We start from the raw sequence: 378 nt of genomic DNA, 5'->3' as shown, positions 1-378 counted from the left end.
TAATACTTCGCAGCATACTGTTATCCAGCACACTCTGAAGTATTTTATTTAGAAAAACAGTATGGTGGAGCTAAGCGGGATCGAACCGCTGACCTCCTGCGTGCAAGGCAGGCGCTCTCCCAGCTGAGCTATAGCCCCATACAGTCTTACAGAAACCTTTTACTACCATTACATTCCAGGGAAGAAATGTAATTTGTGCTCATGCAAGGCATGCAGGAGGGAAGTTTACTTTGGTAAACGACCGAATGCATAACGCCGCATGAGTGCAAATTTGGTAGGCCTGAGTGGACTTGAACCACCGACCTCACCCTTATCAGGGGTGCGCTCTAACCACCTGAGCTACAAGCCTGTAGAGGTTTTTCTGCTCGTTACTTTTTC

The 378-nt window shown here is 47.4% G+C and carries 2 tRNA genes; both read right to left on the bottom strand.

From position 1 onward, the window contains the following. Window positions 1-62: 62 nt before the first annotated feature. Window positions 63-138: transfer RNA gene (locus tag FY046_RS23650), tRNA-Ala, on the bottom strand. Between the two features lie 134 nt (window positions 139-272). Beyond that, a tRNA-Ile gene (locus tag FY046_RS23645) sits at window positions 273-349 on the bottom strand. Window positions 350-378 lie beyond the last annotated feature (29 nt).

Source organism: Erwinia sp. 1181_3, assembly GCF_052824965.1.
Note: the sequence above shows the minus strand (reverse complement) of the source record. Positions and strands in the feature narration are given on the sequence as shown.